At 32.7% G+C, this 19,007-nt stretch carries 21 protein-coding genes and 1 pseudogene; 8 read left to right on the top strand and 14 right to left on the bottom strand.

The genetic code is table 11. The features are described 5' to 3' along the window. Positions 1-36 precede the first annotated feature (36 nt). Together R2800_03395 and R2800_03390 are read left to right on the top strand one after the other, a co-directional pair. Positions 37-264 carry a hypothetical protein gene (locus R2800_03395; protein ID MEZ5016068.1) on the top strand — a complete coding sequence of 76 codons (228 nt, stop codon included), beginning with the start codon at positions 37-39 and terminating at the stop codon, positions 262-264. Positions 265-376: 112 nt separating this feature from the next. Beyond that, positions 377-2,068: a recombinase family protein gene (locus tag R2800_03390; protein ID MEZ5016067.1), complete on the top strand. Its 1,692-nt coding sequence runs from the start codon at positions 377-379 to the stop codon at positions 2,066-2,068. Positions 2,069-2,094: 26 nt separating this feature from the next. On the opposite strand, the gene R2800_03385 is transcribed toward R2800_03390, so the two are convergent. Both R2800_03385 and R2800_03380 read right to left on the bottom strand, forming a co-directional pair. Further along, complete coding sequence (locus tag R2800_03385; GenBank protein MEZ5016066.1) at positions 2,095-2,736, bottom strand: hypothetical protein; 642 nt, start codon at positions 2,734-2,736, stop codon at positions 2,095-2,097. An 8-nt stretch (positions 2,737-2,744) separates the two neighbouring features. Then, a complete protein-coding gene (locus R2800_03380) occupies positions 2,745-3,635 on the bottom strand; it encodes a nucleotidyltransferase (GenBank protein MEZ5016065.1) in 891 nt (296 codons plus the stop codon). A 267-nt stretch (positions 3,636-3,902) separates the two neighbouring features. On the opposite strand from R2800_03380, the gene R2800_03375 reads away from it, so the two are divergent. The 4 genes from R2800_03375 to R2800_03360 all read left to right on the top strand — a co-directional run bounded on the left by R2800_03375 (position 3,903) and on the right by R2800_03360 (position 5,957). Next, a complete protein-coding gene (locus R2800_03375; GenBank protein MEZ5016064.1) occupies positions 3,903-4,181 on the top strand; it encodes a helix-turn-helix transcriptional regulator in 279 nt (92 codons plus the stop codon). Between the two features lie 110 nt (positions 4,182-4,291). Further along, on the top strand, positions 4,292-4,519 hold the full coding sequence (locus tag R2800_03370) for a hypothetical protein (GenBank protein ID MEZ5016063.1): 228 nt from the start codon (positions 4,292-4,294) through the stop codon (positions 4,517-4,519). Between the two features lie 17 nt (positions 4,520-4,536). Then, positions 4,537-4,968 (top strand): hypothetical protein, encoded by a 432-nt coding sequence (locus tag R2800_03365; protein ID MEZ5016062.1) that lies wholly within the window; start codon positions 4,537-4,539, stop codon positions 4,966-4,968. A 119-nt stretch (positions 4,969-5,087) separates the two neighbouring features. Further along, positions 5,088-5,957, top strand: a complete 870-nt coding sequence (locus tag R2800_03360) for a zincin-like metallopeptidase domain-containing protein (GenBank protein MEZ5016061.1) — start codon at positions 5,088-5,090, stop codon at positions 5,955-5,957. Positions 5,958-6,215: 258 nt separating this feature from the next. On the opposite strand, the gene R2800_03355 is transcribed toward R2800_03360, so the two are convergent. The 8 genes and pseudogenes from R2800_03355 to R2800_03320 all read right to left on the bottom strand — a co-directional run bounded on the left by R2800_03355 (position 6,216) and on the right by R2800_03320 (position 12,947). Beyond that, positions 6,216-7,190: a hypothetical protein gene (locus R2800_03355; GenBank protein ID MEZ5016060.1), complete on the bottom strand. Its 975-nt coding sequence runs from the start codon at positions 7,188-7,190 to the stop codon at positions 6,216-6,218. A 29-nt stretch (positions 7,191-7,219) separates the two neighbouring features. Continuing rightward, positions 7,220-7,903 (bottom strand): ATP-binding cassette domain-containing protein, encoded by a 684-nt coding sequence (locus R2800_03350; protein MEZ5016059.1) that lies wholly within the window; start codon positions 7,901-7,903, stop codon positions 7,220-7,222. Between the two features lie 198 nt (positions 7,904-8,101). Further along, positions 8,102-9,424 (bottom strand): annotated as a pseudogene (locus R2800_03345) (cysteine peptidase family C39 domain-containing protein). Then, positions 9,421-10,512 carry a grasp-with-spasm system SPASM domain peptide maturase gene (gene gwsS, locus R2800_03340; protein MEZ5016058.1) on the bottom strand — a complete coding sequence of 364 codons (1,092 nt, stop codon included), beginning with the start codon at positions 10,510-10,512 and terminating at the stop codon, positions 9,421-9,423. The pseudogene R2800_03345 and the gene gwsS overlap by 4 nt, the downstream one beginning before the upstream one ends. Continuing rightward, on the bottom strand, positions 10,512-10,724 hold the full coding sequence (locus tag R2800_03335; protein MEZ5016057.1) for a hypothetical protein: 213 nt from the start codon (positions 10,722-10,724) through the stop codon (positions 10,512-10,514). Before R2800_03335 ends, gwsS begins: the two co-directional genes overlap by 1 nt. After that, positions 10,705-11,700, bottom strand: a complete 996-nt coding sequence (gene gwsG, locus R2800_03330) for a grasp-with-spasm system ATP-grasp peptide maturase (protein ID MEZ5016056.1) — start codon at positions 11,698-11,700, stop codon at positions 10,705-10,707. The genes R2800_03335 and gwsG overlap by 20 nt, the downstream gene beginning before the upstream one ends. A gap of 10 nt (positions 11,701-11,710) precedes the next feature. Next, positions 11,711-12,607, bottom strand: coding sequence for a DUF6624 domain-containing protein (locus tag R2800_03325; GenBank protein MEZ5016055.1), 897 nt, complete (start codon positions 12,605-12,607; stop codon positions 11,711-11,713). A gap of 79 nt (positions 12,608-12,686) precedes the next feature. Next, positions 12,687-12,947: a hypothetical protein gene (locus R2800_03320; GenBank protein MEZ5016054.1), complete on the bottom strand. Its 261-nt coding sequence runs from the start codon at positions 12,945-12,947 to the stop codon at positions 12,687-12,689. Positions 12,948-13,097: 150 nt separating this feature from the next. Between R2800_03320 and R2800_03315 the strand changes: the two genes are divergently transcribed. Beyond that, positions 13,098-13,496, top strand: coding sequence for an energy transducer TonB (locus R2800_03315; GenBank protein MEZ5016053.1), 399 nt, complete (start codon positions 13,098-13,100; stop codon positions 13,494-13,496). Positions 13,497-13,528: 32 nt separating this feature from the next. On the opposite strand, the gene R2800_03310 is transcribed toward R2800_03315, so the two are convergent. After that, complete coding sequence (locus R2800_03310; GenBank protein ID MEZ5016052.1) at positions 13,529-13,879, bottom strand: hypothetical protein; 351 nt, start codon at positions 13,877-13,879, stop codon at positions 13,529-13,531. Between the two features lie 186 nt (positions 13,880-14,065). On the opposite strand from R2800_03310, the gene R2800_03305 reads away from it, so the two are divergent. After that, positions 14,066-16,474: an outer membrane beta-barrel protein gene (locus R2800_03305; protein MEZ5016051.1), complete on the top strand. Its 2,409-nt coding sequence runs from the start codon at positions 14,066-14,068 to the stop codon at positions 16,472-16,474. Positions 16,475-16,538: 64 nt separating this feature from the next. Here R2800_03305 and R2800_03300 read toward each other — a convergent pair whose 3' ends face one another. The 3 genes from R2800_03300 to R2800_03290 form a co-directional block, all read right to left on the bottom strand. Further along, positions 16,539-16,970, bottom strand: coding sequence for a hypothetical protein (locus R2800_03300; protein MEZ5016050.1), 432 nt, complete (start codon positions 16,968-16,970; stop codon positions 16,539-16,541). A gap of 586 nt (positions 16,971-17,556) precedes the next feature. After that, positions 17,557-18,039 (bottom strand): hypothetical protein, encoded by a 483-nt coding sequence (locus R2800_03295; GenBank protein MEZ5016049.1) that lies wholly within the window; start codon positions 18,037-18,039, stop codon positions 17,557-17,559. A gap of 25 nt (positions 18,040-18,064) precedes the next feature. After that, positions 18,065-18,622, bottom strand: a complete 558-nt coding sequence (locus tag R2800_03290; protein ID MEZ5016048.1) for a hypothetical protein — start codon at positions 18,620-18,622, stop codon at positions 18,065-18,067. Between the last annotated feature and the right edge of the window lie 385 nt (positions 18,623-19,007).

Genomic DNA, 19,007 nt, shown 5'->3' with positions numbered 1-19,007 from the left:
CTATTTTTTCATTACAAATTCAAGCATAGTACTTCTGTGGATGTAACAGAAATACATATAGCAGGTTTCCAAAAGCAATACTATTTATTAGAAGGCAAGAATATAGCTAAAGACGCAGCATATGCTTTATTAATACGCTTACTTACCGTTGTTGATACCGTCTATGCCCCATTAACAGCAGACGATATAAAGCTTGTACATACTCATCGTAAAGAATTAGGTCTATCTCCTATTGACGAGAACTTATACAAAACGATAGAATAATGATGTTGGTTAGTTTAATATTGAGGATTTCTTAGAGACCCGTAAGGGGTAGCCCTCAGTCCTTTAAAAGACTAACCAACAGGCTATCCCTTTCGGGTTTTTATAATTTGCTATGACCATTAAAAAAAGTAAAGCTAAATATTTCCTTTATGCCAGAAAATCATCAGAATCTGATGAAAAGCAGATGCAATCCATCAACAATCAAATTGCAGTTTTGCAAGAATTAGCGGACAGAAACGATATTGATATAGTTGATATTATTGCCGAATCCAAATCAGCTAAAGAACCTTTTATTCGACAAGGTTTTACTGAGATGATAGAGCGCATTAAAAAGGGAGAGGCAAATGGCATTTTAGTCTGGCATACTAACAGACTTTTCAGAAACCCTCACGATTTTGGCATGGTGCAATGGCTTTTACAAAATGGTACAATCTCCTCTATTTTCACTCCTGAAAGAAACCATCTACCTGATGACAATGCCTTACTCCTTGCAGTAGAAGCCAGCATGGCTAACCAATATGTCCGTGACTTAAGTAAAGCTGTAAGACGTGGACTTAAAAATAAAGTAAAACAGGGATGGTATCCGGGTATAGCCCCTGTTGGCTATTTAAATACAAAAAATAGTAACCACGGTGATAACTATATTAAAAAAGACCCTAAACGATTTCCTATTATCAAAAAATGTTGGGAGTTAATGCTAACCGGTAATTATCTACCAAGTCAAATACTAAGTACACTGAACAAGGAATGGGGTTTTAGAACACCTATAAAAGGTTCAAGGGGTGGTAACCCCATGTCTCGGAGTGCTTTATACCGGATGTTCAACGATATATTCTACACAGGGCTTTTTGAATATGCAGGACAAACCACACAAGGAAATCATACCCCCATGATTACAATAGAACAATACGAAAGAGTACAAATGCTATTAGGAAATAACAGGCGTAGAGGTGGTAATAATCACAAGTACACCTATACTGGGCTAATCAATTGTGCTGAATGTGGGAAGCAATTAACAGCAACTTATAAGACCAAGTTCATCAAAGCAACAAAAATACATAAGCCCTATGTCTATTACTACTGTCTAAATGCAAAGAAGAATAAGTGTACTCAAAAAGGCTACATTTCTGAAGAGATTATTGAAGAAACAGTGATAAAAGAGCTAGCTTGTATTACACTCCATCCAGATTGGCTCCCCTATCTCAAAAAAGTATTGCAAAAACTAAAACCCCAAACTTCCACTAAACAGGACGCTATTGAGCAATCAAAGTTAGATACCATAAAACAAACACAACAACAAATAGACAATCTCTTACAGATACGTCTTAAAGGTTTAATTGATGATGAAGTCTTTAGTAAAGAAAAAAATCGCTTAGAGGCTGATTTACTGCGTCTGAAGACCTATCTAAAAGAGAATCAAGCTACAATAAATAAAAAACATGTATCAGTAAATGATGTGCTACTTTTCTCAGTCTACGCTTATAGTAAATTTATTAAAGGAGACTCAGATACTAGGCGAAAAATTGCCAGTAGTCTTTCTTGTTCGAACTGGACATATAAAGACAAAAAACTCTTAATTCATAAGGCAGAATGCTATCAACCGCTTGAAAAATTCAAATATCGTCGCATCTCCCCTATAGGAGTGTTCGAACTGAAACAAAGCATATATAGCAATGTAAAAAGCCCATATTCGATTATTTGTCCCATTGTGCGGGGACTATGGGACGCTATTCGAACCAAACTAAACTCTTGTGTTAATAAGATTAGTATATATATTGAATTTGATAACAAATCAAAGAGTTAAGCAAAACAAATACACCTTATAATAACCTATGAATATAGGCAACCAAGTAACTTTTTCTGCTTGAAGACCACATTTATGCTACCTCTATTTAACCTTTTATTATAATACTCGCCAACGAGATTTTTACTGTCTGTTAAATACTTCAATCGAGAAGTCCCACTATGATCAAACAAGTCTGGAGATAAGGGTTCCGGTTCATTTGAAAACACATAATACAATAGGAAGTGACCGTTTGTATCTTTTACAATTTCAACTAAAGAAGAAAAAGACTGAGATGTAACTTGACCTGTATGAGCATCACCATAATAGCTATGGATATTGATAGATGATGCAGTTTGCGTTATTTCTATTACGCAATCTTTCTCCGTATTATTACCAGCATTATCGGTATAGCTTGACATTAATTTCCCTTTATAACGCCCTCTTAAGTTAGGAACATTAATAAGCCATTGAAATATCTTCCACTTCCATCCAATATAATTGATAAAAGCGAATGTGAGAGAAATTAAACCCAGTGTTGAAAAAACATCAATGTAAGTAGCAATACTAGAGAGGTACTCATATTTACTAACCCAAGCTTCAAGTTTATTTGAAATAGGTTGAAATACTAGTGCTAATATTAGTATGAATACTATAAGTCGTCCTGAATGAAAATATTTAAAGTTCATAGTTATTGTTACTGATAACCAATATAATTCCACATTTTGACAAGATGTTCATTTACATCCTGATATGTCCATTTCCTCCCATCATAAAATAGATATAATAGTTCAGAAACTTCACCCCAATCTTTACAGGTATCTTGTACCTTTGTTTGATTATATAAATAAACAATTGACTCACGCAAACGAGCAGTCCACGAATCATTGTTGGTAAATATTGAATTTGGTACATTCCATACAAGGCATTCAAGCAAAAATGATGATATAGCAGGGTTAACAATCTCACCATTATCAATCATATGGTATCTTACCTTCTTATATATACGAACAAGACTTTTAAAACGTCTATATGTATTAGTATTTTTAGTTCTTCCATTTGTAATATGTTGTTTGGGGTAACTAGTTATCTTTTTTCCTTCATCAGAAAAGAAACATACACCTGTAACATATGAACTTTTTTGGGAGTATCGTCTATACTCCCAAGTCGGGACTACATCAGTCTCTGTTCTATATGAATTACCTAACACTCTTAAGCATTTATTCTTTCGTACAACTTGATCTCTACCAAACTTATTTACCAGAGCCCTCTCTACATCATTTTTATATTGAGAGAATGTGTATTCAGTAGGTGTAATCTCATAATCTTCACGTGTAGCCTCATTTGGCAAATCATAATAAAAACCGTCTTTGTAACAAGCATTAATATCTATATCGCTATTTAATCTTACATTGGTATTATTCGCATATGACCCTTGACCAAAAACTTCTATAGACTTCTGACGCAACGTATCGTCTGCAGTAAGAGCTTCTCTAACCATTCGTTCAGCATTAGAAAGCTTTTCCTCTTCTGTATTACTAGCTGGGTTTGTCCAGTTTGCAATTATTTGTTCTGAATAATTAGGCATCGTTACTAACATTTTTATAAATAATACCTCTACTCTATGTTATTTAACAACTAACATCAAGAAGTTCGATTAGATTAAAACAAAGAAAATACGTTTTCTTTGTAATATATAGGTGAAAATCACCCTATTTTATGTAGTACTTAATTAGCAATAGATAAACAATTTCTAAACTATTCTATCTCTTTTCCACATTACTACCCTACTTTTTGCCCTTTATAGCAAATTCACCTCCCTATTATATTACCACCTACTTGCTATCGTTTATACATGAGCAATATTAAAGTAAACGTCAATCGTCTAAGGGAAGCAAGAGAAAGCATGGGTTTCTCACAAACACAATTAGCACACCTCATTGGTTTAAAAAGTTCTGTACGCATCTCCCAATGGGAAAAAGGAGAAAGCATACCAAGTCTTAAAAATGCCATTGCAATTTCAATCGTTTGTAAGCGACTAGTTGATGACATCTTTGTAAACATTCGTAAAGAACTCCTGCCTGAGATTGAAAATCGTCAATTGGAAATACCACAAAAACATTTGCCTCCCTAACTCATAACGTACGCATACGTTTATACATACAAACGTTACGTATAGTTCCTTATCCACACATTTATCTATTTGTGTGAGACGTTTTAACAACCCTAAAACGTGTATTCATCATGTACCTTACAAAAGAACAAGAACAACTAGCCCTTGAAATAGCCCAAGCATTAAATGATATGCACTCAATACAATGGCATAGAGATATGGTAGCTAAATATCCTGAAAGCCATTTAAGAGAATGCCTCAGAAAAGCATTAGCAAAACCAGAACATACAATCAGAGTATCTCGCGGTGCGATATACAATAATCTTGTTGAACCAAAATGGACACCACGCTCGGAGTAAGTATAGGCACTCGCTTTATGGGATATGCAGTGTTCCACAAAGGAGAGTTAATAGATTGGCGTATAAAAGCATTTAGAGACAAATGGTCAAAAAAGAAGCAGAAAAAAATCTTACAGGCATTTGCTCACGTCTTAAATACATACCCCATTCAAACCGTTATCAGTAAAGAGCCCCATCCTACGTACTGCACGAAAGAGGTATATCAACTCATTAATGAAATAAAGGCAATAACCAAAAAGAAAGGTGTCTCATTTATTCCATATTCACTTGAGAAATTAGACTTGTCAAAAAACAGTTCGCAAAAGGTTGGAGTAATTAATTTGACACTAGAAAAATACCCACATTTAAAGCGACACTGCGAAACAGAACGACAAACAAGAGCTGAGTATTACATAAAAATGTTTGAAGCAATTGCACTCATTGATGGCTATTATAGAAATCAAGGCTAACACGAAAAGCTACCCTCATAGGTAGCTTTTTTAGTAACCAAATTACATGACTATCCCCCACCCTTTATTACACATACACTTACTGTGACATTCATTCTTTAACAATTAAATCATTTACAATGGCAGTACAAACCAAGCCACGCAAAGACGTGTACGCAATCGTCACTGAAAAGATCGTAGAACAATTAGAACAAGGCACTGTTCCATGGCGTAAGCCTTGGATCGGTGGCGGTGTTCCTACTAATCTCCTCTCTAAAAGACCATACAGAGGGATCAACATAATGTTGTTGGCTATGTATGGCTATGAGCATAACCTTTTTTTAACTTCTAAACAGTTAAAAGAGATTGGTGGAAGCATTAAACCGGAAGAACATCCACAAATAGTTGTCTTTTGGAACTTCCCAGATGAGGAAGAAACCGAAGAGGAAAACTCAAAAAGGAAAGCTCCGATACTCCGCTACTATACCGTGTTCAACATTGCTCAATGTGAAGGGATACCCAAAGAATATCTCCCTAAAGCAAGAGAAAAAGTACACACTAATACTCAAGTGGAAGATATATTGAAAGGCATGCCTAATGCTCCTAAGGTATATCACAAAGAACCGAAAGCCTATTATAATCCCCTTAAGGACTATGTGAATATGCCGAAGCAGAACAGTTTTGTGAGTGATAATGCGTACTACTCAACATTGCTACATGAAATTATTCATGCTACTGGTCATCATTCTAGATGTAATCGTAAAAACTTAATCGAAATGTCAGAGTTTGGGATTAATAACTACTCTCATGAGGAATTGGTGGCTGAGATTGGTTCTTGCTACTTACAGTCTCTATGTGATATTGAAGATGAATTCGAGCAATCGGCTGCCTATATCCAAGGCTGGCTAAAAGTATTGAAGAATGACAGACGATTCATTCTCTCTGCCAGTTCTCAAGCTCAAAAGGCGGTGGATTATGTACTCAATGAAGAACGTATAGATCTTAAATAAAGACTGTGAAATCTACAATAGGTAGGTATATTATCTGCTTATTGAATACTTTATTAAATGGGTATTGATTTTATTTCAATATCCATTTTCATACTTAAAAAGTAATATAAATTTAGATTATCTACTATCAAATTAATAACACTTCTAACTAACAGAAAACATTAGTAACAATAGTACTAATTTAAAGTATAACAGTTTGAATGATAAATATGTAGGAGGAGTCATATTTATATGAATTATTATAAAATGCAATTTCATTTAATTATGCACCACGCTATTCCAAACTCTTTCAAATATAGATACGTCTGCTGTCGATATACTTATACTACCTACAAATTTAGATTGATATGGGAAAGATATCTCACTCTTTTTTAGTGAGAAATCTTTAGGTATCTTAACAAAGATTGACTTATGATTTAAAGAAGAGGAATCATACAACATACTATCAACCATAACTACTTCTCCTGTTATAAAACCATATTCGCTTGCATCATATTCATCCAATTCTATATTTATTACTTTTCCAAAACTTGCACTTTTGAATAATTGATTAGGGACTTCAATTCTAGAAATGTAATAATATTTATCAGGAATTACACCAAGCATAATTTCAGATTCCCTGCCCTGATTATTGTCGTTTATTGGGTTAAAAAAGACTATTCTACCAGAATATGGCGCTCTATATAAATTCTTTTTTTCCCAAGAAATAATACCCATATTTATTCTAATAATAGTCTCTTCTGTTTTGTCTTTTAACTGATAATTATCCCTTTTCGAAATATTAGAGTAACGTTTCAATAAAAAAACCAACTTTTTTAGGTTAAAAAACAATTCACTTTTACCTTCTAATGAATCAAGAAAATACAGGCTATCTGAAATAGAAACTTTTTCATGCATAGTCTTCCATCTAAAACTGTCCAAGCACTTCTTCACATACACTATATTTTCATATGTAAAATCATCACAAAAAATAGCTACAAGCTCACCACTATCGATATGGTCACAGTTACTAAATAATATCTGTTTAAGCTTGGAGCCAGCATGAGGTTTGTACTTGCTAATCTTTGGGTAAGCACTGATTATTACGGGAAAAGTCACTTTTTCTCCATAACTAATTACATTAGTCACTAAAAAAAAGACAAATAGCACTAATAAAATAGAAATATTACCCCAAATCAAGAATTTGTTTGGAGTTTTTGACAACATTTCTTTTGTTTCAATAGAATACGACATATTATGTACTCAATTATTTACATTATTAGTTATAGTTGTTTGTCTACTAATCTAAAATAATATCCTCCTTGTTTAATTAGTTCATTATGACTTCCTTGTTCTACAATTTCACCTTTATCTAATACAACAATATTGTCAGCATTTTTAATAGTACTTAATCTATGAGCAATTACAACAACAGTTTTGTTGCTATAAAAATCATTCAACTTTTCCATGATATCTTTTTCATTATTGGCATCAAGAGAGGATGTTGCCTCATCAAGAAATAGAATGTCAGGGTTCTTATATATTGCTCTCGCAATCAAAACTCTTTGTTTCTCGCCTGTACTTATAGGCACTCCTTCATTGCCTATTTTAGTTCTGTATTCTCGAGGTGTGGTCATAATATGACTGTGAATGTTGGCAATTTTAGCTGCATTTATAACCTTATCGAGGTTAGGTAAATCTTCACCTACAGCTATATTCCCTAAAAAGCTATCATTAAATAAAAAGCCTTCTTGCATAACTACTCCAAAAGTATTTCTCCACTCTTTCAAATTAATTTTTCTTAAATTAATTTTATCATTAATTAATATTTCACCAGAGGTTGGCATATAACTACCCATTAAAAGTTTTACAAATGTGCTTTTCCCTCCACCGCTTGTTCCAACTATTGCAGTTACTTTATTATATGGTATTACTAAATTAATATTAGCTAATACATTCGTAGACATATTGTTATACTTAAAGCTTACATCTTTCAATGTAATTGAAATCTCTTTGGGTATATCGCTAATTGGCATCTCATCATTTGAGCTAATAGCATATTCTATTTCATCTTTTTTCAGATGTATTTCATTTATTCTACTTAGGCTAATTTTAGTGTCTTGCCATTTTCTTACAAGATTAATTAAGTCAACTAAGGGTCTATTTAATTGTCCAATAATAAAAGTTACAGCAACCATCATTCCTAACGTTAAATTACCATCTATAACCAGCTTGGCAGAAATAACAGTTATAATGATATTCTTTACATTATTAATAACTCTTGAGCCTATTCCTTGCATTTGCTCTAGAGACAATGACTCTATACTAATTTGATATAGTTTAAGTTGTATATGCTCCCATTGCCACCTTTTATTTTGCTCAGCATTATGAAGTTTTAATTCTTGCATTCCTGATACTAATTCAAAAACTTTGCTATTCAGCTCCGATGAATGGCCAAACCTTTTGTAGTCCAATTTTTTTCTCCTTTTTTAAAAAAATGTAATCCATAATAGATATATTATGCTACCAACTAAAGAGACTAAAAAAAGTGTAATGCTATAGTATATTAGTAGCCAACTATAAACTATAGCAGTAAACATTGAAAAAATTGTACTTAAAGATGTTCCTGTCAGGAAAGATTGGATCCTAGAATGATCACCAATTCTCTGCATTATATCACCTGTCAATTTGGTATCAAAAAAACTAATAGGCAGCTTCATGATTTTTGCAAAAAAATCAGATATCAACCTTATTGACATTCTCTTATTAACATGTAACATCAACCAGCTTCTGATAATATCCAACAAAGTCTGACTGAAAGAAATAGTAAGTTGTGCAATCATTATTAACCATACAAATCTTATATTTTTATCGCCTATTCCAATATCAATTAATGATTGTGTGAGAAATGGAAATATAATAGTTAATAAACTTCCGCAGATTAGCCCAACAAATACTTGTAATAAATATTTTCTATGCGGTCTTATGTAGTGTAATAGAAATCGCAAATCCTTTTGTGCGGTACTTTTGTCTTCAAGCTCTTTTGTTTCGAAAAAACCTGGTGTCAATTCAAATAACAATACAATACCATCTATAGTATCTTGTGTTGAGTTTCCCCCTATCCAATTTTTGATAAAGGCTTCATGAGAATAAGAATCTAAACCATATCCTGGATCTGATACATACACCTTAGTATTAGATATTGCATATACAACAACATAATGAACTTGATTCCAGTGTACAATGACTGGCAAATCTGCCTCTTTACGTAATCTATTAAAACTAATTTTCACCGCCATAGTCCTAAAACCAAGCGCTTCTGCAGCATTACTCAATCCCAAAAAAGTACTTCCTAACTTTCCAGTTGACGCTAATTGCCTTAACTTATCTATTGAAAAGTTCCTACCATAGTATTCAGAAATGATTTTCAAACATGAAGGGCCGCAGTCCATCACATCCCGTTGAATGTATGTAGGGAATTTCTTCATTTCATTAATAACCCTAGACCGTAATGTTCTATTGTTTTTTGTTTCAGGGGATTTGAAGACCATTCTTCCCATTCACAAGTTTCAGGATTATATCCACACTTTAATGGCTTGCTATAATCATCATTGGGGTTATTTAAATATGCTCTACAATCAGTACACGCATACCTAAATTCACATCTTTTACAAGTATCAATTTTATCTTTAGTAATCGCCCATTTGTCTTTAAAGTCAGATTCTTTAAGAACTTGCATTAGACTAACATCATTTATATTTCCATATGCTTTAGCCATACTTGGACAATTTTTTATATCGCCATTTCTATCTATTGCAATTTTTCTATTCAAACAACTATTAAAGTTTATTGATTCTGTAAATAATGATAAGTTTACAGCATGCATAGAAGGATTTATTACGCCGCAGCTTTTTTCTGAAATATGTGATGATTCTAAACAAATAATCTTACCAGATTTTGTCAAACTATAAGTCTTCTTATTCTCTTCTGGTATATTATAAATAAACACCCTTGATATACGGCTACACCCTTGTATAACCTTGTCTAATTCTTCTATATTATATAATGGACTATGTTTTAGAATTAGCTGAACACGCTTTATGTCTTTACCTTCGAATTTATCAATCAAAGCAACTAAGTCAGACAGACTAACAGAGTAGAAAAACCTTAATTCAACAATAAAGCAACCTAACTTTTCTAACTCATCAATTACAGAATCTACATTAAAATTAGGTTTAGTGTCGAAGTCGATTACGGCATTTGAGATATCACCAGGAAAATCCCAAGTGAGATCAATTTTTGGAAAATTTTTAAGTATTCCCTTATCAATAGTTAGTAGAATATCGTTATCCTCTAGAAAAGTAAAGTATTCATCTAGAACAATTTTATTATCATCTCCGTAGGTATTATAAAGTTGATTTTTGGTTTTGCCGTTTATATCTACCAAGATATCGTACAAATCATTAGGGATTAAATGATATTTCTTTTTACTAAGATCATATATTATTGCCCTCTTAATCCCTTTAACTGGGATACAGTCTGAGGACAGCAGTAAAACGTTGTTATTCTCCGACATTAAAACACTCTTGATACAGGTTTATAAAACTCATACGGAAGATAGTCATAAGTATTGTGCCTTATTATAGAAAGCTTCTTGGGATGTAAATCCTTATTCTTTAATCCATCTTCATCAATTATGGCGCCTAAATAACTATAATATATGGGTAATGCAGAAAACTCAACAGATTCTGATAATATTGAAGTCAATTTAGTTATTTCTCTTTCCATTGCTTTTGATTAGAAGTTCAGCAATATATTTTTCAAGATAATAGTTACAAGGATATGAAACCATGCTAAATTGTCCAACAGGATTTATTTCTAAAAAAACATATTTTCCATTCTTGCTGTATATTAAGTCAGCAGACCCACTAGTTATATTCATATCTAAAAATAGTTGTTTCACTTTTTTATCAATAATAGAAGGTAGCTTGTATGGAATCATTCTATTCATATTTGCTGTATCGTAATTCCTATAATCTAATTTAGTCTTTTTATTCTTTTGCGAAAATATTGCCATTGTGAATATATCACCATGTACATAAAATACACGTAACTCTATTTCTTTAATAATTTCATGCTGCAGAAGAGAAGCATGACTACTAGTATTCGTCCTATTAGAAATTTCTAAAGGAAATACCCTGTTAGTACCAGTAGAATATGATATATCATTATGATTAAATCGTATCATTTCAGATATAGCTTTTGTTATATGAGGTTGTTTTGATAAACGACTATATAAATCTTTGTTATTGGTCGAAATATATGTAGACGGTATATTCAGGCCTACTTTTTTTGCAGATTCTAGTGCAATTAATTTATTAATAAAATTATCACTTACTAAATTAATATGATTTTTTTTTGACAAACACGAGTTAATAAAGTGATTTATTTTACCCAATTCAGCTCTTAAATGCTCGTACAGGGCATTTTTATCTACATCAGATTCATGTGAAATGAATTTTGGAAAATGAAATGAGAACTCCCCTCTGCGAAACCAAAATGAACTAATATCATCTGATCGAACAGTTTGACAATCGGTTTTGAATATAAAGCTAACTTCGGAATCATTTATATTAATTTCAACATCTAAAATAGTATTAGAAGGGTTAATCCTAACTACTTTTGAATCGGGTGACAAATACTCAATCCAATCAATTACTTGATCTGTTGAGCGATCCCATGGTTGAGACAAAATCAATATCATTAAAAACTATTTACTTTCGTTGCATTTTAATCCTTGGCAACCCTAGAGAATCTCTACGAATATTAACTCTCTGCGAGTCTATTATGGGATATAATTTTCCTTTAAATTTAGGATTATACTGAGTGCCATATAGTTGATATCCTTTTTCCTTGACTAATATTCTGTCAGACAAATAAGCAATGTAATAACTTTTAATATCGTCAGAATTTTTAAGCATACTCTGTAAAACCTTTTTCTGAAAAAAAACATCTTCATCAGAATGTTGGCATAATAAAAATGCTGCATTTGAAGCTGATGCACCTACCATAGAAATTGTTGGAAAACCGATAGAATCTATTACAGATTTAACGTATAAGTAGTTCAGTTTATCTATCTCAGATACTTTCTTTCTTGCAATACTATCGGATTTAATCATCCATAAATAACCACGAATAGATTGGTCAGCACCTTTTCTAAGAAGTAGCTCATGTTCAATATTACGATACCGGACATTTCGTGCTTTATATTTATACTTATCAAATATTTTATTTTTCAATTCTTCCCAATCTTTAGAGTTTTGCCATTTTTGCAGCGTGTACTCTCCTAATAATGCAGGGTTGATAACTTCATCAAAGCCTAAAGTCTCGGGTTTGTAATCTTCAAATGAATAGAAAAGGTAATAAAACGTTGAATCTTTTTGGTCAAGTATTGAGTAAACAATAGCTAGATTTTGTGCTATGTTACTGTAGGGGAAAGTACCTTTTAAATTTTGATTCTTGTCAAGATATTCTAAAAATGATTTTTTACGAGATTGTAAAATCGCCTTTTCCTCTGACGTCACTTGGGAGTAAGCACTTGAGCAAATTAAAAATGCAAAGAAAAAAAGAAAGAGTCTAAAACTGACCAGGATTCTTGAGATTAAAAACATGATAATAAGATAAATAAAACTATTTAACGTCTATATGAATGATTCAAATATAAATCATTCATATAGACTAGAAATACACTTAAGTCGTATAAGAACCTACCACACCGGTAAATGGATCATATGCTTCGTAATCTAGACCCGAGCCAAGAGATATTGTAGTCTCTCCTGGATGATCATGTTCAAGAACCTTACCTAAATCTACATTTCCTGGGTACCAAGACGCCTCACCCCAATCATCAGCGGTACCGTCACCAGGGACACCATTGTAAGAACTTCCACCAGCTGTAAGATCGGCTACATCATGTGCATGAACAGGATGTGACTCTGATCTAGTCGACATAACATATAACCTACCGCCTATAACCATGTGTAGATTTTCAATTTCTGCATCTTTAAACTTGTTAAAGTTACTAGAGCTTAGCTTTTCTAATTTTTTCATACTTTAGGTTTAAGTTTATAATATATGTAATATACAGAAAAAAAAATCATCATGTTTAAACATACATGTAAGTTTTTTACATTGTCTTTAATTTGCATTTTATCATTAAATAAAATTGCCTTTTCTCAAATAGACACCAATGTTAACGCTATTGTTTTTACTTATGTTGACAACATGCCAAGATTCAATGGTAATATAGATACATATATTCAGGAACATATCAAAAAGAAGTATAATGCTCAAGAAAATGATGCTTTAAAAAAAATTGTTTTAAAAGTTATTATTGACGAAACAGGGAGCGTTCTATATCCTAAAATAATCTCATCAAATGCTAGTCAAGAGTTAAATAATGAAGCCATTACAATAGTAGAAAGTATGCCAAAATGGAAGCCAGGAAGACAAAACAAAAAAGTTGTTAAAGTTTATACAACTATTACCATAAAGTTATAACCTTATGGTAATAGTTGTAAGTAAAGCTCATTTTAATAAGTAGCACTACTTATATTTCCAGATACTGCATCTGTATCATCGTATACATATCCTGCACTTGGCAATTCCTCAATTTCTCCAGTATGAGTATGTTCAACTGCTTTTGTAATATCTATGAAGCCTGGGTACCATTTAGTTTCACCCCAATCATCAGCGGTACCATCACCAGGCACCCCATCATGATTAGCTCCTCCAGCTGTAAGTTCAGCTACATCATGTCGTGGAGGATTAGTACCTGATGATTTAACCATTGGTAGTCCTCCAATAACCATGTGTAGATTATTAATTTTTGCATCTTTAAATGTTTCAAATTTACTTTGATTTAAATTTTCTAGTTTTTTCATAAAAGGTTTATTTAGAATAAATGAATTATCTAATATAAGATTTAAACAAAAAAATAAGAACTTTTAAAATAGAATAATTGTTAATGCTTTTTTGTCTATGATATCATTGCATATGAATCAAAAGCTAATTTATCATACGCAAATAGTGTAATTTGTATAATCTAGTATAATTGAACATTGAAATTTTTGCTACTATTTATTTTTTCTGTTGTTACAGCAAAAGCTTATTGTCAAATAGATTCCTCAAAATCTATCTTCAATGACACTCTCCAGATTAGTGAAATTATTATAAGTGCCAAAACTGCTATTAAAGTAAACAATGATACCATCAGCTACAGAGTAGACTCCTTTTATAAAGACCCATTAGCAACAGCAGAAGACGTTTTAAAAAGGTTGCCCGGGGTTGAAGTAAGTAGAGATGGCACTATTACTATCAATGGTAAAACTGTTACCAGAATATACATTAATGGTAAAGAGTATGATACAGAAGACCTTACTTCGATCACTAAAAATCTACCCGCTGAAATCTTAGAGAAAATACAAGTTGCAGATTATCATAGTGAAGATGCTATATTTAGTGGCAGAAAAGAACCCACAGAGGAAAAAGTTATCAATCTACAGTTTAAGAAAAAGTACAAAGATGGTATATATGGGCGAGCCACTGGAGGGTATGGAACAAAGGATAGATACCATATTGGACTATTCGGCAATTATATGTCTAAGGATGGTCTAAGATTAACAACCATTATTGGAGCTAACAATACTGGCATCTCTAATATAGAGAGTACCAGTAATGACTCTTGGAACTCTCCAGGTGTAAAAGATAGCCGAAAAGCCACAATTAACTTTTCCAAAGATGTAACCCCTAAATGGAAGTTAAGTGGTGGTTATAATTTTAATACCAATAAAAATACATTATACCGCTCCTCTTTTAGAACCACCTATTTACAAAATGACAGTTTGCTACTACAAGAACAAAGTCAACGTTCAATAAGTACAAACAATAGTCATAGGGTAAATATTAGAAGCAACTGGGATATTAGTAAAAGACTTAAAATACGCTCCTACCTATCAATGGACTATCAAGAAAAAGATGCTAGCAGTAATAGTAAAGACATTACATATCAAAACCAGCAAGAGCAAATAGATTTTCAAAGAATTTCTCTAGTCAACAGTTATGACACTAAGGCTAATATTAGATGGAATAATACAATAATGAAGGCATTTGCTAAGGAAAAAAGAACACTTATTGTGAGTGTAAATGCAAATTATGGAGTATCTAAAGGTATCATTAACAATGAAAACAAAAATGAATACCTCATATCCTCTTCAAACACCAATGTATCTAACACGGCTCAAACTAGAAGCAATAATGTAGCTACTCATATCGGCATTAAATATAATGAGCCTGTAGGCTCGTCCAGTATGGTATCTCTTGATTATTGCAATAACTATACTATGGCCTCTAATCAGAGAGAAGTTTTGGTAGACAACAATGGTATGACAGCTTTTGACACTACGCAAAGCAGGAACTATAACAATAGCAACAATGAAAACACATTAGGGCTTAGTTATCAGTATTCAAAAAACAAACTATATGGCTCTTTAGCGTTTCAGTTACTGCCCTATAATAGGACTACAAAAGATGAGCATAATAACCAAAACAACATTTCTCAACAAGGTGTTAATTATGCACCTCGTTTACATTTACAATACAAAATGACTAAAAAAAGAAATATTAGTTTTGGCTACAATGGTCGTATTAATGCTCCTAACCTCAGTCAATTACAGCCCATCCCTGACTATACTGATAGCTTGAATATATTTACGGGCAACCCCAACCTTAAACCTGAAATCAGCAATAACATAACCCTTAATTATAGAAATTATAACTTATCAGGTGGTAACACGAATATATATCTGCGTAGTAGTTGGTACAATCAAAAAATAATCAATAACGTAGTGATTACGAATAGTAAAAGGGAGACAACACCTATCAATGCAGATGGTAATTATTCTTTTACTTTAGGTATTAATAAGACCACCTCTATTATTAAAAAGAAACTAAGATTTACGACAAGTATCTCCAGCAGTTGGCAAAACAACGTCAATATCATCAATAATATAATACAGAAGAGAAAGAACTATACCGTAACACCCAACATATACCTTAACTACCTTTCAGATGACATCTATGAAGGCAATATACGCTATGGCTATAATTGGAATAAAACAATAACAACAAATAGTACTAATAACCTATTGCAAACACATAGCCTATCTCAACAAGGAACTTTCCATTTACCTTTTAATATTAAATGGGAATATGACCTTTCATATATTGTAAATAATGGTCTAAACCAATCTTTTGAACAAGAGTTTTTCTTAGTAAATACATCTTTGTACAAAGAGTTCAAAAAAATTAACGGACTATTCATCAGTCTTCAAGCATACGATATATTCAATAACTACCCAACTGTACAACGTAACATTAATGACAACTACTATGAAGATATTTCTGTTAATAGAATAGGTAGTTATTATATGGTTTCACTGATTTATAGGTTTACATCTTTCCCTGTTTATTCTAAATAAAGAACAAAAAATAAAATAGCCCCATATTTTGGGGCTATAAAGGCATCTATATAATTGTTATTATTTACTCATATACTGAGAAAACAGAAAAATCCATAATATCTACATAATCACTGATAGTTGTTGGATCTATTGAAACTTCAGTTTCGTCAGGAAGAATTTCATAAGCTTCCACACTACTTAGGGTATAACTGCCACCAGTAGTTCCACCTCCAGAAGGTGGTGTATATGTTACAAATCCTTGAAACTTATATTTTTTATTACAATTGTATGATATTACTATGAGGTTATACGACCCATCGTTAATGTCGATATAACCATTAATATAATATGTACAAGGTCCTAAATCTAAAGGTTCATTATCAAATTCAAAAAATCCCGGAGCAGACTCCGTTATTGTTGCATTTACTGTAGTGTTAAAAAAAGTTGTACTTAACAATATCAGAAATATAGAGTATAAAAAAGTTCTATAATTTAATGACATAATTTTGTTCATAATATTGGTTTTTTAGGTAAAAAATAGTATTAAAATTTATAGTAAGTAGATGCCTACATGTGTACTTGTGCATTGTTTGTGTAAGTATATTTGAGGATGATTTTCATGATATAAGATTATGGTGTTATTCAAAAATAAAAAATATATTTAAAAATTTAAACTACATTATTCGTTACTAAAATCTAATAAGCGAGCCATACGAACCGAATGCACGGAGCCTGTGCAGTAATTGAGGTTGCGAGCAAACAAGGATGGGTGCAGGATGAAAAGCATGTAATGCAAATACTGCACTCAACGGAGCTACGCTCGCTTGCATACCGAAGGTATAAGCGTGGCTAATAGCAGAGCTTAGCGGAGAGCAGACTTGTAGCTCAAGGCTCGCTCTATCAATAAGCAGTAAAGGGATTTCAGTATGAAATACTGAGCACTGCGACGCATTGAGGAAATGAAAAAGCAAGAAGCATGACACACAAAACGTGTGGCGTACTTCTTGCAGAATGACGAAAAAGTGCCTATTTTCCTGTGACTGTGAAGCCAGAGGCGGAATAGTCACTAATAAGAATACTGCACTAGCAGACAAATGCTTTTATCGAACAAACACAAATTCTATTTCATTTCGTCTATTATACACACTATCCTTTGGATTAGTCTTTACATGAAATCGAGTGTTAGATAGTTCTAATACATCAAAGACAAACATACTATCAGGATACTTATACATAAACGATGTTTTAAAACGTTTGCCGTCTGTACTAATTTCATATTCACCAGACACAGGAGGAATGCTGTCACACCCTACCCCACGTTCTGCATCATTAGGTACGTATATTACAGAGTCACTAAATTTATAATAATCAACTAGAGTACACATGGAGATACTGTACTTACTATACTGTATGGTTTCATTTCCTTTGTCATCATATATTCTCCAGTTAATATCATCAAGACTCCACAAAGATTTAGTAAGTATTTCTTTGTATTGATTTACGTCAACAGTAGATTTTTTCTCTGTTTTATTGCATGCGCATGCCATAAATAATAGCACTGCATAGATATATACCTTATTCATTGTAGTTGTTTTTAAAATGATAGAATTACTTAACCTTAATTGTAAAACCTAAATCCACAAAACTTTGCCTCATTGCACCTACTTCTGCAAAAAAGGCAAATGAATGGGTTAGATAGTATCGTGCGCCACATGAAAGTGCAGGAAAGGCATTCGATGCATAATCTGTACTACCACTTCCCCCATTATCGGTAAAGACAACACCCATATATCCTCCTACACCTGCAAAGAGGTCTACTTTAGGAGCATTAATAAGTCTTCCGAAATGGTAATAGCCAAAAACGCCTATATGGACTGCTCCATAGTAGAGTTGTGGGTCAAATGTCTTGTCAATGACATGTGCATAATTGAGCTTAGGCGCGACACCGATGTCTTCACTTACTCCTATTTCATAGCTCCATTTTAATGGGCCGAAAATGGAATAGTCTTTTTTCTGCCCTATTGATTTAGCAATACCGCTTGCTTGAGTGATTACGCCATAGGAGAGTGAAAGTAGTTGAGTTCCTTTATCAAAGGAACGATTCGTGAGTACAGTGTCTTGTCCAAATGAGTTGTTTGTTATAGCTACACATAGTAACCAAAACATTAACTGTCTAAAAAGCTGTGTGGTGTTTGCCGCTTTTAAAATCATTATCCAATAAAAAATGTGCTAAGGACTCTATAGCATGTGATAAATAAGAAAGATAGGCGTGAGCCCTAGTCGTATTCCACTGCGGCGGGTCACCACAACCCTTGTCGGTTTCATACGAAGAACTACACGCCCGTTTGGCGCATAGTAAATCATTCTTCCGACTGCGATTGTAATGTGGTGATTGCCGCAAAAGAAGCTAACTACGCTTATCTTATAATATGTTTATTTTCTAGTCGCTATAATTGTAATTGGTTTATACAAATGTACTCTTTAAAACATTGAATAAGTAACACAAATGCAACATAAATAACTTGCCTAAGTAGGCTCTATCATTGATTTT

The organism is Flavipsychrobacter sp., from assembly GCA_041392855.1.
GTDB lineage: Bacteria > Bacteroidota > Bacteroidia > Chitinophagales > Chitinophagaceae > UBA5543.
The sequence above is the reverse complement of the archived record's forward strand: the minus strand, read 5'-3'. Positions and strand labels throughout refer to the sequence as shown.

Bases quoted from the DNA above. Each gene is read 5' to 3' on its own strand.
- R2800_03320 (MEZ5016054.1), bottom strand. From the start codon at position 12,947: ATGTCGACTAGATCAGAGTCACATCCTGTTCATGCACATGATGTAGCC.
- R2800_03370 (MEZ5016063.1), top strand. From the start codon at position 4,292: ATGTACCTTACAAAAGAACAAGAACAACTAGCCCTTGAAATAGCCCAA.
- R2800_03325 (MEZ5016055.1), bottom strand. From the start codon at position 12,607: ATGTTTTTAATCTCAAGAATCCTGGTCAGTTTTAGACTCTTTCTTTTT.
- R2800_03350 (MEZ5016059.1), bottom strand. From the start codon at position 7,903: ATGTCTACGAATGTATTAGCTAATATTAATTTAGTAATACCATATAAT.
- R2800_03390 (MEZ5016067.1), top strand. From the start codon at position 377: ATGACCATTAAAAAAAGTAAAGCTAAATATTTCCTTTATGCCAGAAAA.
- R2800_03375 (MEZ5016064.1), top strand. From the start codon at position 3,903: ATGAGCAATATTAAAGTAAACGTCAATCGTCTAAGGGAAGCAAGAGAA.
- R2800_03310 (MEZ5016052.1), bottom strand. From the start codon at position 13,879: ATGAAAAAACTAGAAAATTTAAATCAAAGTAAATTTGAAACATTTAAA.
- gwsS (MEZ5016058.1), bottom strand. From the start codon at position 10,512: ATGTCGGAGAATAACAACGTTTTACTGCTGTCCTCAGACTGTATCCCA.
- R2800_03385 (MEZ5016066.1), bottom strand. From the start codon at position 2,736: ATGAACTTTAAATATTTTCATTCAGGACGACTTATAGTATTCATACTA.
- gwsG (MEZ5016056.1), bottom strand. From the start codon at position 11,700: ATGATATTGATTTTGTCTCAACCATGGGATCGCTCAACAGATCAAGTA.
- R2800_03355 (MEZ5016060.1), bottom strand. From the start codon at position 7,190: ATGTCGTATTCTATTGAAACAAAAGAAATGTTGTCAAAAACTCCAAAC.
- R2800_03290 (MEZ5016048.1), bottom strand. From the start codon at position 18,622: ATGTTTTGGTTACTATGTGTAGCTATAACAAACAACTCATTTGGACAA.
- R2800_03380 (MEZ5016065.1), bottom strand. From the start codon at position 3,635: ATGCCTAATTATTCAGAACAAATAATTGCAAACTGGACAAACCCAGCT.
- R2800_03360 (MEZ5016061.1), top strand. From the start codon at position 5,088: ATGGCAGTACAAACCAAGCCACGCAAAGACGTGTACGCAATCGTCACT.
- R2800_03365 (MEZ5016062.1), top strand. From the start codon at position 4,537: ATGGGATATGCAGTGTTCCACAAAGGAGAGTTAATAGATTGGCGTATA.
- R2800_03315 (MEZ5016053.1), top strand. From the start codon at position 13,098: ATGTTTAAACATACATGTAAGTTTTTTACATTGTCTTTAATTTGCATT.
- R2800_03300 (MEZ5016050.1), bottom strand. From the start codon at position 16,970: ATGAACAAAATTATGTCATTAAATTATAGAACTTTTTTATACTCTATA.
- R2800_03295 (MEZ5016049.1), bottom strand. From the start codon at position 18,039: ATGAATAAGGTATATATCTATGCAGTGCTATTATTTATGGCATGCGCA.
- R2800_03335 (MEZ5016057.1), bottom strand. From the start codon at position 10,724: ATGGAAAGAGAAATAACTAAATTGACTTCAATATTATCAGAATCTGTT.